The sequence below is a fragment of the Saccharopolyspora sp. genome (assembly GCF_017434145.1).
Lineage (GTDB): Bacteria > Actinomycetota > Actinomycetes > Mycobacteriales > Pseudonocardiaceae > Saccharopolyspora_C > Saccharopolyspora_C galaxeae.
The window spans coordinates 1-14,197 of sequence record NZ_JAFRFW010000623.1; the positions used below are offsets into that span (position 1 = coordinate 1).

The 14,197-nt window shown below is 69.9% G+C and carries 12 protein-coding genes; 5 read left to right on the top strand and 7 right to left on the bottom strand.

From position 1 onward, the window contains the following. Positions 1-34 precede the first annotated feature (34 nt). Together IJH84_RS17125 and IJH84_RS17130 are read right to left on the bottom strand one after the other, a co-directional pair. On the bottom strand, positions 35-1,009 hold the full coding sequence (locus IJH84_RS17125) for an aldo/keto reductase (RefSeq protein WP_295146194.1): 975 nt from the start codon (positions 1,007-1,009) through the stop codon (positions 35-37). A gap of 32 nt (positions 1,010-1,041) precedes the next feature. Then, the gene (locus IJH84_RS17130; RefSeq protein WP_295146197.1) at positions 1,042-2,691 is read right to left on the bottom strand and encodes an FAD-binding dehydrogenase; all 1,650 of its coding nucleotides are present in this window, start codon (positions 2,689-2,691) and stop codon (positions 1,042-1,044) included. Between the two features lie 250 nt (positions 2,692-2,941). Here IJH84_RS17130 and IJH84_RS17135 point away from each other — a divergent pair, with 250 nt between their 5' ends. From IJH84_RS17135 to IJH84_RS17155, 5 genes are all read left to right on the top strand, one after another. After that, a complete protein-coding gene (locus IJH84_RS17135) occupies positions 2,942-3,970 on the top strand; it encodes an NAD(P)-dependent alcohol dehydrogenase (protein WP_295146199.1) in 1,029 nt (342 codons plus the stop codon). Positions 3,971-3,994: 24 nt separating this feature from the next. Beyond that, complete coding sequence (locus IJH84_RS17140) at positions 3,995-5,047, top strand: amidohydrolase family protein (protein ID WP_200069078.1); 1,053 nt, start codon at positions 3,995-3,997, stop codon at positions 5,045-5,047. Continuing rightward, on the top strand, positions 5,044-5,754 hold the full coding sequence (locus tag IJH84_RS17145; RefSeq protein WP_200069077.1) for an iron-sulfur cluster assembly protein: 711 nt from the start codon (positions 5,044-5,046) through the stop codon (positions 5,752-5,754). Before IJH84_RS17140 ends, IJH84_RS17145 begins: the two co-directional genes overlap by 4 nt. 77 nt (positions 5,755-5,831) lie before the next feature. Then, positions 5,832-6,584, top strand: a complete 753-nt coding sequence (locus IJH84_RS17150) for an IclR family transcriptional regulator (protein WP_295146207.1) — start codon at positions 5,832-5,834, stop codon at positions 6,582-6,584. 293 nt (positions 6,585-6,877) lie between these two features. Continuing rightward, positions 6,878-7,228: a peptidase inhibitor family I36 protein gene (locus tag IJH84_RS17155; protein WP_295146209.1), complete on the top strand. Its 351-nt coding sequence runs from the start codon at positions 6,878-6,880 to the stop codon at positions 7,226-7,228. Here IJH84_RS17155 and IJH84_RS17160 read toward each other — a convergent pair. The 5 genes from IJH84_RS17160 to IJH84_RS17180 all read right to left on the bottom strand — a co-directional run bounded on the left by IJH84_RS17160 (position 7,187) and on the right by IJH84_RS17180 (position 13,588). Continuing rightward, a complete protein-coding gene (locus tag IJH84_RS17160) occupies positions 7,187-8,410 on the bottom strand; it encodes a glycosyltransferase family 1 protein (RefSeq protein WP_295146211.1) in 1,224 nt (407 codons plus the stop codon). The genes IJH84_RS17155 and IJH84_RS17160 overlap by 42 nt on opposite strands. Further along, positions 8,410-9,351 (bottom strand): alpha/beta fold hydrolase, encoded by a 942-nt coding sequence (locus IJH84_RS17165; RefSeq protein ID WP_295146213.1) that lies wholly within the window; start codon positions 9,349-9,351, stop codon positions 8,410-8,412. The genes IJH84_RS17160 and IJH84_RS17165 overlap by 1 nt, the downstream gene beginning before the upstream one ends. A gap of 9 nt (positions 9,352-9,360) precedes the next feature. After that, on the bottom strand, positions 9,361-10,596 hold the full coding sequence (locus IJH84_RS17170; RefSeq protein ID WP_295146215.1) for a glycosyltransferase: 1,236 nt from the start codon (positions 10,594-10,596) through the stop codon (positions 9,361-9,363). Then, positions 10,593-11,534, bottom strand: a complete 942-nt coding sequence (locus tag IJH84_RS17175) for a hypothetical protein (protein ID WP_295146217.1) — start codon at positions 11,532-11,534, stop codon at positions 10,593-10,595. The genes IJH84_RS17170 and IJH84_RS17175 overlap by 4 nt, the downstream gene beginning before the upstream one ends. Before the next feature lie 1,253 nt (positions 11,535-12,787). Continuing rightward, complete coding sequence (locus IJH84_RS17180; RefSeq protein ID WP_200069071.1) at positions 12,788-13,588, bottom strand: GH25 family lysozyme; 801 nt, start codon at positions 13,586-13,588, stop codon at positions 12,788-12,790. Positions 13,589-14,197 lie beyond the last annotated feature (609 nt).

The following is a 14,197-nucleotide window of genomic DNA, read 5'->3' on the forward strand; positions in this document are numbered from 1 at the left end:
CGGTGCGGCCCTGCGCGTCCGGGCCGCACCAGGCTCACGCCACGCCTTCGGGCGCGGCGCCCTCGATGGACATGCCGTCCGCGGTGATGCGCTCGATCTCGGCGAGGTCGTCCGCGCTGAGGTCCACTTCGGCCGCGGCCAGGCTGTTCTCGATGTTGCGCGCGCTGCGCGCCCCCACGATGGCCACGTGCACGCCGCGCTGCGCCAGCACCCACGCGATGGCAAGCTGGCTGACCGTGAGCTCGCGGGCAGCGGCGAACTCCTTCAGCCGCTGCACCACGGACAAGTTCCGCCGCAGCATCTCGCCCCGGAACGCCGACGAGTTCGCACGCCAGTCGCTGTCCTCGAACGTGCTCTCCGGCGTCAGCGTCCCGGTCAGCAGCCCGCTGGCCAGCGGGCTGTAGGCGAGCACGCCGATGTCGTGCTCGCGGGTGTAGGGCAGCACCTCGTCCTCGATCCCGCGCCGGAACAGGTGGTACGGCGGCTGCAGCGTCTCGACCGGGCGGGTGCGGTCGAACGCGGCGAGCTGGGCGGCGTCGTAGTTGGACACCCCGGCGTGCCGGATCTTGCCCTCGTCGACCAGTTCCTGCAGGGCACCAGCGGTCTCCTCGGCCGGCGTGTCCGGGTCCGGCCAGTGCACCTGGTACAGGTCGATGTGCTCGAGCCCGAGCGCCCGCAGGCTCTCCTCCACGCCTTGGCGCAACCAGGCGCGCCCGGCGTCGCGGGGACGTTCACCGCCAGGGTTGATGCCGCCCTTGGTGGCGATGACCAGGCCGTCCCGGTCCCTGCGCAGCTCGTCCGCCAGCGCACGGCCGAGCACCTGCTCGGAGCGGCCGAAGCCGTACGCCTGCGCGGTGTCGAAGAAGTTCACGCCCTGCTCGCGGGCGTGCCGGATAGCGGCCACCGCGGCGTCCTCGTCGAACGAACCCCACTCACCTCCGAGCTGCCAGGTGCCGAAGGCGATGCGGGACACGTCCAGTCCGGTCTTTCCCAGCACGATGTTTCGCATGTGCCCATCACATCACGGAACTGCGAATCGGTTTAGCCCGTCGCCCGCGCGGCCGCGCGCCCGGCGGTGCGCCCGGAGAACAGGCAGCCGCCGAGGAAAGTCCCCTCCAGCGAGCGGTATCCGTGCATCCCGCCGCCGCCGAAACCGGCGACCTCGCCCGCCGCGTACAGGCCCGGCAACGGGTTCCCGGACGACCCGAGCACTCGAGCGTCCAAATCGGTCTCCACCCCGCCGAGCGTCTTGCGGGTCAGCAGCGACAGCCGGACCGCGATCAGCGGGCCCGCCGCCGGATCCAGCAACCGGTGCGGCGGTGCGACCCGCGCCATCCGGTCCACCCGGTAGCGGCGGGCTTCCCGCACGAGGTTGACCTGCGCGTCCTTGCCCAGTCCGGAGTCGACTTCGCGGTCCCGCGCGCGGATGTCGCGTTCCAGTCCGGACGGATCGATCAGGTCCTCGCCGACCAGCTCGTTCATCCCGCGCACCAGGTCCGGCAGGTTGCGGCGGACCACGAAATCGGTGCCGCGCTTGACGAACTCGGCGACCGGCGGTGGCGTGACCTCGCCGCCGCGGCGCAGCACCTCGGCCACGTTGCGCTCGGTGAGGTCGGGGTTCTGCTCGGAGCCGGACAGCGCGAACTCGCGGCTGATGATCCGCCGGTTCAGCACGAACCAGGTGTGCTCGTGCCCGCTCGAGTTGATGTGCGCCAACGTCGCCAGCGTGTCCGCGCCGGGGAACAGCGGCGGCGGCAACCGGCGCCCGCGCGCGTCGATCCAGAACGGTGACGGGCCGGGCAGAATACGGATGCCGTGGTCCGTCCACACTGGACTGTAATTGCGGATTCCCTCGGTGTAGTGCCACATCCGGTCGGAGTTGATGACGCGGCCACCGGTCTCGCCGACGACTTCCAGCAGCTGCCCGTCCACGTGATCGGGCACTCCGGCGATCATCTCGCGCGGTGCCGGACCGAGCCGTTCCGGCCAATTCCGCCGCACCAGCGGGAGATTCGCGCCGATCCCGCCGGAGGTCACGACCACGGCCTGCGCGCTGAGCGCGAATTCCCCGGCCACGGCCCGAGAACTCTTCTGCCCGCGGGAGACACCGCTGGGCTCCAGCACCTCACCGCGCACTCCGTCGACGGTGCCGTCGGTAGTGCTCAACCCGGTCACGCGGTGCCGGAATCGCAGCGACACCAGCCCGCGCCGCTCGGCATCCCGCACCCGGCGCAGGAATGGTTCGAGCACGCCCGGACCGGTTCCCCAGGTGACGTGGAAGCGCGGCACCGAATTGCCGTGCCCGGTGGCCAGCGACCCGCCGCGTTCGGCCCACTGCACCAGCGGGAACAGCGAAATCCCCTGCTGCCGCAGCCAAGAACGCTTCTCCCCCGCGGCGAAGTCCACGTACGCCTCGGCCCAGCGCGCCGGCCAGTGGTCGTCGTCCCGGTCGAAACCCGCGGTACCGAGCCAGTCCTGCCACGCCAACTCGTGCGAGTCGCGCACCCCGAGACGTCGTTGCTCGGGCGAGTCCACGAGGAACAATCCGCCGAACGACCAGTGGGCCTGACCGCCCAAGGACGCTTCGGGTTCCTGGTCCAGCAGCAGCACCCGGCGGCCCGCATCAGCGAGTTCCGCGGTGGCGACCAGACCTGCGAGCCCGGCTCCCACGACGATGACGTCCGCGTCCACGTCCGCCTCCTTAACGCGCCAGTAGCAACGTCTCGGCACTATAGACACCGCAGCCATCGAGCGGTGCTGCGAGACGGCGCAACAGCCCGCTGGCACACGGCCCCGAGCAGATGGCGCCGATCCGCCGCAGCGCTTGCTGCGACCAGCCCAGACGCATTGCCTTATCAGCATCTGACAACGGCTCTTTGCTCCTCACGGGACGCCGTACACCCTGTGGTGCGGGACACAGCTCAACGGAGAGGAGCCCGCCGTGAAGGCAGTCAGAGTGCACGCCTACGGCGAGAAACCCGCGGTCGAATCGATACCCGATCCGGCCGTGCGGGACCCGCTGGACGTGCTGGTCGAGATCAACGCGGCGGGCGTCTGCCGCACCGACCTGCACATCATCGAAGGACAGTGGGCGGACAAGAGCGGTGTCGCGCTGCCCTACGTCATCGGCCACGAGAACGCGGGAACGGTCCGCGAAGTCGGCTCCGCGGTGAGCAACGTGCGCCCCGGCGACAAGGTCATCCTGCACCCACTGGTGACCTGCGGCTTGTGCCGCGCATGTCGCAGCGGCGACGACGTGCACTGCGAGAACTCGCAGTTCCCCGGCATCGACACCGACGGCGGCATGGCCGAACTGCTGCGCACCAACGCCCGCTCGGTGGTCAAGCTGGACGACGGGCTGGCACCGGCCGACGTGGCCGCGCTCGCCGACGCCGGACTCACCGCGTACCACGCGGTGCGCAAAGCGGTGCCGCTGCTGTACCCCGGCGCGCACGTGGTGATGATCGGCGCCGGCGGACTCGGCCACATCGGACTGCAATCCCTGCTGGCGCTCACGCCGGCGGAAATCACCGTGGTGGACCGGTCGGCGGAAGCCCTGCAGCTGGCCACTGAGCTCGGCGCGCACCACACCGTCAACGCCGACGGCAAGCACGTGGACACCGTCCGGGACATCACCGGCGGCAAGGGCGCGCACGTCGTCCTGGACTTCGTGGGCGAGAACGGCACCGAAGCCGAGGGCGTGGCGATGACCCGCGACGCGGGCTCCTACTTCGTCATCGGCTACGGCGGCCGGGTGGACGTGCCCACCATCGACGTGATCTCCCGCGAGATCAACGTGATCGGCAACCTCGTCGGCTCCTACAACGACCTCGACGAACTGATGACGCTGACCGCGCAGGGCAAGGTTTCGCTGCGCACCCGCACCTACCCGCTGGACGGCGCGCTGGATGCGCTCGCCGACCTCGACGCAGGCCGCATTCCGGGCGGCCGCGCCATCCTCGTCCCCTGATCGCTCCCACCACGGAGGTAATTCATGTACGAGAAGGACGGCACGAAGTACTTCATCGTCGACAGCCACATCCACGCCTGGGACGGAACCCCGGCCAACCAGGCCAACCGCTACGGCGAAGGCTTCCTGAACTGCTTCTACGACTACCACCGCAACCTGAGCCCGGAATCCGCGCTGTGGTCGCACGAGCAGTTCCAGAAGCAGAGCGAGGAGAAGATCCTCCACGACCTGTTCGAGGTCGGCTACGTGGACAAGGCGATCTTCCAGCCCACCTACCTCACCGACTTCTTCGTCAACGGCTTCAACACCACCGAGCAGGACGGCGTGCTGGCCGAGAAGCACCCGGACAAGTTCATCGTCAACGGCGGCTGGGACCCGCGTGACGGCGAGTCCGGGCTGGCGGCGCTGGAGCGGCTCGCGGAGCGCTGGCAGCTCAAGGGCACCAAGCTCTACACCGCCGAGTGGAAGGGCGAGTCGAAGGGCTGGAAGCTGACCGACCCGTGGTCCTACCGGTACCTGGAGAAGTGCCAGGAACTCGGCATCAAGAACATCCACATCCACAAGGGCCCGACGATCTACCCGCTGAACCGGGATGCGTTCGACGTCGCCGACGTGGACGACGTGGCCTCCGCCTTCCCGGAGCTGAACTTCATCGTCGAGCACGTCGGACTGCCGCGGCTGGAGGACTTCTGCTGGATCGCCACCCAGGAGCCGAACGTCTACGGCGGGCTCGCGGTGGCGATGGCGTTCATGAACCACCGCCCGCGCTACTTCGCGCAGATCATCGGTGAGCTGCTGTTCTGGCTGGACGAGAACCGGATCACCTTCTCCAGCGACTACGCGATCTGGACGCCGAAGTGGCTGGTGGAGCAGTTCGTCGACTTCCAGATCCCGGAGGACATGCAGTCCGAGTACGGCGCGCTGACCACCGACATCAAGCGCAAGATCCTCGGGCTCAACGCCGCCCGGCTCTACGACATCGACGTGCCCGCCGAGATGCGTGCCAGCGAGGCCGCGGTGCCGGCCGGTGGCGAGCCGGTCGCCTCCGAGCTGAACAAGGAGGTCCTGCCGTCATGACCACTGCCGTGAGCCTGGAAACCGAGGTCTGGCGGGCGCTGGGCACGGTGCTCGACCCGGAGCTGGACCAGCCCGTCACCGAACTGGACTTCGTCGCCGAAGTGCGCCTCGACGGTGCGGACGTGCACGTGGACCTGCGGTTGCCGACCTACTTCTGCGCCCCGAACTTCGCCTACCTGATGGTCGCCGACGCGCACGACGCGGTGGCCGAGCTGGCCGGGGTCGAGCGGGTGCGGGTGCGGCTGCTGGACCACTTCGCGTCCGAGGAGATCAACGCGGGGGTCGCGGCCGGGGACGGCTTCAACGCCGCGTTCCCCGGTCTCGCCGCCGGTGAGCTCGAAGAACTGCGGGTGACCTTCCTGCGCAAGGCGCACGTGGCCTACCAGGAACAGGTCGCGCAGGAGTTGTTGCGGGACGGCGTCACGCACGAGGAGCTGGTCACCAAGCGCCTCGGCGAGTTGTCCGCGAGCACCCCGCTGGACCGGTTGCGCAGGCGCCGGGAACAGCTGGGGCTGCCCACGGGCCCGGATGCCCCGCTGCTGCTCGACGAGCAGGGCGAACCGGTCCCGGTCGAGGGGCTCTCGGCGCGGCTGCGCTTCGCACGCACCACGAGGGTCAGCATCGAAGGCAATGCCGGTTGGTGCCGCGGGCTGCTGGACACCCGATATGGTTCACCCGTACGGCGTAACGGGTCTGACCTACATTGAGGAGTATGAACGCGCTACCCACCGGCGGATCGAACCCGCAGAACGGCGCGAAAGCGGCATCGGGAACGCTTCAGTCGGTGGGTCGCGCGCTGCGCGTGCTGGAAGCGATCGCCGCATCACCGTGCGGGATCAGCGCCAAGGACCTCTCCACGGCGCTGGGGTTGACGCTGCCGACCACGTACCACCTGCTGACCACGCTGGTGGAGGCCGGGCACGTGGTGCACCTGACCGACAAGAAGGTGTTCGCGCTGGGCTACAAGGCGCGCTACCTAGGTCAGGCGCTGTCCCGGCAGCTGGCGGTCCCTTCGGAGATCGCCTCGTCCATCCGGGTCGTGCACCAGCAGGCGGACGCGGCCGCGTACTACGCGATCTACCGGGACACCGAGGTGGTCATCGCGCACGTCGAGGACTCCGACCGGCGGCCGCGGGTGCAGCCGCTGGACGTGGGTTTCCACCAGGCCGTGCACGCCACCGCGTTCGGCAAGATCATGTTGTCCGCGATGGAGGCCGAGCAGCGGACGCAGTATCTGGACCAGGCGGGCATGGACCCGTGCACGCCGTCGACGATCCGGTGCAGAGCCGGGCTCGAGGAGCACCTCACGCACGTGCGGCAGTCGCAGATCGCGCTGGAGATCGGCGAGTTCCAGCACGGACTGGCCTGCATGGCCGCGCCGGTGTACGACCCGGCGGGCGGGGTGACCGCATCGGTGGCGATTTCGCTGCCGATCGCGGAGTTCCGCGCCCGGCGGTGGTCGGTGGAGCGCGCCGTCCGGCAGGGCGCGGTGCGCGTCACGCGCTCGTTGGCGCTGGTCGGCAGGTCCGGAGCCTGAGTTCCGGCTGATCCCCGCTCGTCGTCCGCCACCCCCGGACGACGAGCGGGGATCTTCGCATTTCCGCCCGGAGAAAAATCCCGGAACAGCACACGGTCGGGGTGTATCCGGTCGAAATGCTGGCGCGGCGATCACGGCTTCGGGAATCTGGATCTCATCGGGCCGCCGCAAGGCGCGACCGCCCGGAATCCGTTGATTTCCCTTGCTGTGAAAGGTGATCCCTGAGGTTCGCTCGCGTCCGCATGATCGTCCGCCGCGGTCCCCGCATCCGTCCTTTTAGGACCAGCAGGGTCGTGGTGCCCGCGGCCCTGCTCGCACTCGGCGCCGCGTCGACCGGGCTGAGCGGTGCCGCGCAGGCCGAAGCTCCGGCCGGCTGCGGAACCGGAACCTTCTGCGCCTACCCGGAACCGGACCACCGGGGCGAACCGCATCGCGCCGAGCTGCGCTCGACGACGTTGGAGCAGTGCGTGCCGCTTCCCGCGCGTCCGGAGACGAAATCGTTCGTCAACAACACCGGCAAACCCGTGACGGTGTACCAGGACCCGGAGTGCGACACGCACGCCGACTTCGCCACTTACCCGACCGGGACCTTCGTACCCGGTTCAGACTTCGTCGCCCGCGCCATCAAGGTCTGGCCGCGATGAGCCCGGCGCCAGCACTTCGAGCAACCGCCGGGCCGAACGGTCCCAGCTGAACCGCTGCGCCTGCTCGCGGCCGCGGTGGGCGAGCTCGGCGCGCACCACCGGATCGGTCACTTCGCGCACGGCCGCGGCGAAGGCTTCGGCGTCGCCGGGCGCGAAGAACCGCGCGTGACCGCCCGTGACCTCTCGGAAGATGTCCAAATCGCTGCACACCACAGGAGTTCCGCAATGCATGGCTTCGATGAGCGGCAGTCCGAAACCCTCGTCGCGGGATGCGGTGACCAACGCGGCCGCCCGGCTCAGCAAAGCGCGGTAGTCGGCTTCGGCGATTCCGCGCCAGAACACCACATCGGTCCCGTCCGGGATGAGCCCGCGCAGCTCGGCCTCCCGCGCCGGCGGGATCCGGCTCAGCAGGTGCAAGCGGTGGCCGGGCAACGAGCGCATCCCGGCGATCAGCGTCTCGACGTCCTTGTACGGCATGAAGGACCCCATGTAGACGAGGTCTCGCGCGCCGTCGGAGTCGGCTGCCTCGATGTCGGCCGTCTCGGGCAGCCCGGACGGTGCGTTGTGGACGACGGTCACCGGGTTCCGGGTGAGCCGGTGCCGCTCGATCAGCCGCCGGGTCGTCTCGCTGACCGTCACCACCGCGTCCCCGCGGTTGAGCAGTACGCGCTGCGGCCAGTACGCCTTGTGATAGATCCGCCAGAGCAAACGCACCGGCCACGGCAGGAAACCCGGCGGCTGCGGATGGCGGTAGTAGATCAGGTCGTGCAGCGTGAGCACGAGCCGGTACCGGCGACGGAAACCACCGATGACCTGCATCGGGCTGAACACGACGTCGGCACCGAGGGCGTCCAGCCGCCGGGAGACGGCGAGTTCCCGCACCGACATCGGACTGTTGATCTTGATGTGCGGCACGCCGTCCGGCAACAGCGCGAGCTGGCGTGCGTCGTGGATCAGCATCGTCACCGGGTGCAGCTGGTGCAGCGCTTCGGCCAGGCACGCGCCGAACCGGCTGATCCCGTCGTGGGCGTCGACGCGGGTCCACCGGGCGTCGATGAACACCCGCGGCCGCCCGCCTCCGTCGGCGGCGGTGCCGAGATCCGCGCCGGACCGTGATTCGCCGGTCAGCGATTCGCCGGCTGGTGATTCGCCGGCCGGTGATCGTTCGGGCACGGGACTCATCACCGCTCCACGAACCGCTCGATGGCCTCGGCCGCAGCCCGCGGCGTCTCGTAGTGCACCAGGTGCCCGACCTCGTCGAGCACGACGAGCTCGGCATCCGGGAGTCCTTCGACGAACGCGCGCTGCCCCGCCAGCGGCGCGATCTCGTCGGACTCGCCCGCAATGGCAAGCGTCGGAAGCTGCAACGCACCGCGGTAGTCGGCGACCGTACCGCTGACCGACGCGGTGTAGGTCTCCTGCAGCAGCTGAGGGCTGTGGAACCGGCTGAAGTGCCGCAAGTGGCTCTCGTGCACGAACCGGCGCACCTCCGGGTCGCGCGAGCGCAGCATCGCCCGGCTGGCACCCAGCACCACGAGCCGGTTGGACAGCAATGCGCGGCCCAACCGGCTCGGCAGTGCCGTGCCGAGCTTGTAGTAGAGGGAGGTCAGCCAGGACAGCAGGACCCGAGGTCCGCGCAACGCCGGGGTGGAGATCGGGTTCACCAGCACCAGCCGCCGCACCAGATCAGGCTCGGAGGACACGACGTGCGCCGCCACGATGGAACCGAAGGAGTGCCCGAGCAGCACCACGGGCCGCTGCCGGCCACCCAGCGACTCGATCAGCTCGCTGATCGCGGCCGCGTACCCCTGCACGTCGTGCGTACGCCCCGGCATCGGGCCGGAATCCCCGAAGCCGGGCAGGTCCGGCACCACCACGTGGCGGCCCGGCAGGTTTTCAACGATCGGTTCCAAGCCGTGGTGGGTGCCGCGCAGGCCGTGCACCATCACGATCAGCGGTTCCTCGACCTGGGCCTGCGCGGCAGCGCTGGCGCGCTGCTCTGCGCCCGCACCGTAGACCCAGAAGTGCAGGTCGGTCCCTTGGATCCGCTCGACCCGCTCGACCGGCTGATCGGCGCTGCCGCCGGCCGCGCCCGGCTGGGCCGTGTCAGGAGTGCGTCCCATCCCGGCGGCTCAACTCGCCAGCTCAGCGGGCACGTCGACCGGCTCGGCCGCGTCCTCCTGGGCGAGCGCGTGCCGGTAGATCGACTCGAACCGCCCCAGCACCGCGTCGATGTCGTGCTTGCGCACCAGCTTCGCGCTGGCCGCGCCCATCCGGTCGATCGTGGCGCGGTCGGCGATCACGTCGTCGATCGCGTGCGCCAGGGAATGCACGTCGCGCGGTGGGTACAGCCAGCCGTTCTCGCCGGGCTCGACCAAGTGCGGCAGCGCCATGGCGTCGGCCAGCACGACCGGGGTGGTCGCCGACATCGCCTCCATCGTGGCCAAGCTCTGCAGCTCGGCGATGCTGGGCATGCAGAACAGGTCGGCGCGCGCGTAGGCGTCGAGCAGTTCTTCCTCGCTCACCAGCCCGGCGAAGTGGACCTGGTCGGCGATCCCGAGTTCCGCGGCCAGCTCGCTCAACGGCTCGCGGCAGCTCCCGTCGCCGACGATCTCCAGCCGGACCGGCTCCGTGGTCTTGCGCAACGCGACCGCGCGCAGCAGGTCGTCGATGTGCTTCTCCTCGTCGAGCCGCCCGACGAACAGGATGGAGCGGGTGCTCGGCTCCGGGCTTTCCAGGCGGTGCTGCTGGGCCCGCCGCCGATACCGGTCCACGTCGATGCCGCAGGAGACCGGCACGGCGGGGCGGTCGAACCCGTTCTCCTTGAGCAGCTGCACCGCACGCGGTGTGGGCGCGGTGACCAGCTGCGCCTTGGCGTAGTGCTTGATCAGGTAGTGCCAGAGCACCCGGGCACCCGCCTTCTGCAACGCCCGCGGGATCCGCACGTAGCCGAAGATGTTCTCCGGCATGAAGTGGTTCGTCGCGATCAGGCCGATGCCCAGGTCGCGCGCCGCGTTGATCAGGCCCCGGCCGATGAAGAAGTGCGACTGCACGTGCACCACATCGGGCTGGATCTCCTCGAGCAGCCGCCGCGCGACCGACTTGGCCTGCCACGGCGGGCAGACCCGGAACGTCGGGTGCGCCGGAGTCCGGTAGGAGGCGACCCGGTGCACGGTCACCCCGTCCTCCACCGACGTGCTCGCCTGCCGATCCACCGAGTGGCAGATGACGTGCACGTCGTGGCCGCGGCGGGCCAGTCCGATGGCGAGCCGGTGGCCGAAGTTCGCCGCGCCGCTCACCTCGGGCGGGTACATGACCGCGCCGAGCACGATGCGCAGCCGGCCTCCGCCGAACGGTTGCGAAGTCAAGTCACTCTCCCGTCAGAACGATCGGAACGCGACGCGATGGCGGCACCACCGGCGTCGACGTCAGTCGATTGCACTCGCCGCTGTTCGGTTTCGGGGTGGAACCGCGCGAGTGCGAAAACCCCGGCGCAGGCGACGAGTCCGCAAAGCACTTCGCCGACCGCGGTGGCGCTGCCGACCTTGTCGGCTTCGCCGAGCAGCCCGATGCCCAGGCTCACCGCGATCAGCGGGTCGATGACCGTCAGGCAGGCCACGACCAGATCGGGGGGACCACTCGCGTAACCGTGCTGCAGCAGCCAGCCGCCCACGAGCATCGCGACGACGATCACCAGCAACGGTGCCGGGTTGATCTGCAGCAGCGGGGTGCTGCCGATCTGCTGCGCGACCGCGCGCACCAGCAGCGACACCAGCCCGTAGGCGACCGCGCAACCGGCCGCGTAAGCCATGCAGCGCACCTTGGATCGGGTGAACAACCCGAGCACGCCCAGCAACACCACGGCCGCGCCGACGAGCTGAGTGGCCGTTATCTGGTCGTCGCGCAGCACCGGCGTGGCGGTCGCGCTGCCCGCGGCGAGCACGACGAACGCGGCGACCCCACCAGTGGCGCCGCACACCGCCAGCACGGCGTTGATGTTCAAGTTCCGGATCGCCATGCCCTGTTGCCTGGCGTTGAGCAGCACGGTGATCGGCAACGCCAGGACCCCCACCGGCTGCACGACGCTCAGCGGGGCCAACCCGAGCGCGACCGCGTGCAGCAGCGCACCGAAACCCAGCGCGAACAATCCGAGCAGCCAGCGCGGGTTGCGCAGCAACTGCAGCTGGCTGCGCACCTTCAGCCCGCCGTCACCGATCGTGGCGTGCACCGCTGCGTGCTGCACCCGCGCACCGACCGCCTGTGCGCAGGCGGCGATGACGACCAGTCCCACCGCGAACGCGGTCATGGCGCACCACGTCCCATGAAACCAACGACGGCCGTTGGTTTCGGACGACAGGAGGACGCCGAGTGCGGACGGGCGTCAGCGCTCGTCCGGAACGCCTGCGACAACCGCACGGGCCGGGCTGCGTCCTGCGCAGCACCGTCGTCTCCGGCTTCGAGCCGTTCCTCGACAGCTTCGCCCGCAAGGTCGCGCCGACCCGTCACTGGCAGCTTGTGCTGTTCGTCCACACCGCTCAATCTCGCGCATCGCGGATACGCCCCACATCGGGGTGCACCCTCAATTTCCCTGAGCCCGATCGCCCGGCCGCCCCGTGCAGCTCCCTCGGCGCGGTCGGCCGCGGCCCGTGCCATCGCGCCCAATAGTCCCGCGCCTTCGCGCCCCAATAGTCCCGCGCCATCGCGCCCCAATAGTCCCCGCGCCTTCGCGCCCCATAGTGCTGCAGGCGCACCTGCGCGCGCGGCGTTTCCAGCGATCCATCCGGTTCCGGCCGCGGACCACAACACCGCGTCGAGCGGCGCGCTTCGCCCGGCCAACACCCGGAACACCGCAAGCCCGCGTGGTTCCGGAATCCGCGCGCACCTGGGTACGCATCCGGCCGAACACCTTCCGTGGCCGCGGCCGCGACGGCGAATTCCGCAGCTGCGCCCACTCGACCGAAAGCGGACGCAGTCCGTCCAGAACGCGCGGGCGAACATTCGACGAATATTCGCGCCCTGCGCGGGAAAGGCGTCGGCGAAGCCGGGTCGGCCGCTGCGAACCGAACAGCGCTCGCTTCACGGGAATGCGCCACGTGATCGGCCGAGTGCGACGCGTGCAAGTCGGTTCGCGGTGGCTCGGCGACGGCCTCCGAATAAGCGGACGCGAGCCGGGACGGGGTATGCCTCGCGCACCCCGCACGCCCATTACCGTCCGCCGGATCCATGTGCCCGACTCTAGAACAACCCCTCCGGGGCCTTTGTCAGCAACACATCAACCCGGGAGTTTCCCTCAGCTACGCAGAGCTGATCCGCCGCGCCGGGAACCCGCCATTTGCAGGGACGACGACGTCCCGCTCGACCCGGCACGCAAAATCAAGATCAACAACTTCGGTCGTCGAAATGGTGATCGGACCGACATGTCGAACCGTTTCGGCGCCCGCTCCCCCGACGGGCTGCGGCCGGTCGTGCGGGCCCGCCGTGCTGCCCGCACGCCGACCGGAACCGGTGCAGCGGACTTCTCGACGCCCGCTGCCGGTCGAAGTGCAACTCCGCAGTGGCTCACCGCGGGATGCGCAGCACTTGCCCCACGTAGATCAGGTTCGGGTCGGTGATGCCGTTGGCCTGCGCGACCGTCTGCCACGGCACGCCCACCTTGTTCCCGATGTCGGAAAGCGTGTCGCCCGGCTGCACCACGTAGGTGTCCGGCGCGGGCTGCGGAGCCGGTTGCGGCGCGGGCGCCGGTCCGGTTCCACCCGTCAGGACCTGCAGGTCCACCAGCGAAACGTTCAGGTCGGTCGCCCCGCCGATGCCGGGAACCTGGCCGTCGTCAGCGTGCTGGTGGATCGCGACCCGGTCGGTGAGGTAGCCCGGCTCCCCCGGTGGACGCCCGTAGTGCGCCACCCAGAGGGACACTCCGGGGTCGACCCACGAGTCGGTGGCGAGCTTCCCGGACAACCAGCTCGACGATGCGTACACGACGACCTCGTTGCGTCCGGTGTGCCCGCGCAGCGCGGCGATGAACCCCTTGGTCCAAGCGGCGAGGTCGCCGCCTTCGGTCTCCATGTCCAGGCACGGGGGCAGGTTCCCGCCCGCACTGGAGTTGGTCCGCGCCAGCTGCCCCGCGAAGTCGGCCGCCTCGGCCTCCGGTGCGTTGGTGTCCGGTCGTGCGTAGTGGTACAGCCCGGTGACCAAGCCCGCCCCGCGCGCCCCGCCGAGCTGCGCGTCCAGCGTCGGGCTCACGTACCCGATGCCTTCGGTGGCTTTGATGTAGGCGAAGGCGTATCCGGCGCCGCGAACCGCTGCCCAGTCCGGTTCCCCTTGATGCTTCGAAACATCGATTCCCGGAATGTGACCTGCCATGCCGACCCCCTCACTGCGCCGAATTCCGGCGGCGCGCGCCGCGCGCCCGCGCCACGGCGATTGCGTTCGGTTCTGCGTTCTGTGCACGCCCCGGGGGCGGCATTTCCCGGGAAACCGCCGGAACGGTTCGCCCGCCGCACACCGGGCGCAACTCAAAGTATCGGAGGTCGACGATCATGCAGTTCCGCCGTTCAGGTCAAGGTGGCAACCCGAACGGGCCCGTTGCGGCAGTGCACGGCCGCGGTCCTCCCCGGCGACCTGTTCGCAGCGGTCCGGCAGGTCGCGACGTGCCGCGAGCAGCGGGAGGGTTGACCCGGCAGCACTGCCCGCCATCCGGGGGAACTCGGGCGGATCGGGCGCCAGACGTGCAACCGCCCACGGCGCCATACGTCCTCATATCAGCGGACCGGTAATCGAAAACCCGCCGCACGAGGCGGCCGACGGAGGTGGTCACCGTGACCCCGCAACGCATGGGCAAGCTGAACCGACTCGGACCTGCCGGAGCGGCGGTGCTGACCGCAGCGCTGCTCGGCGGCTGCGGCTCGATCGCGAACCAGGCCGAGCTGCCGAACGCGGCAGGCAACGCGGTCACGCCGAGCTCCCCGGCGC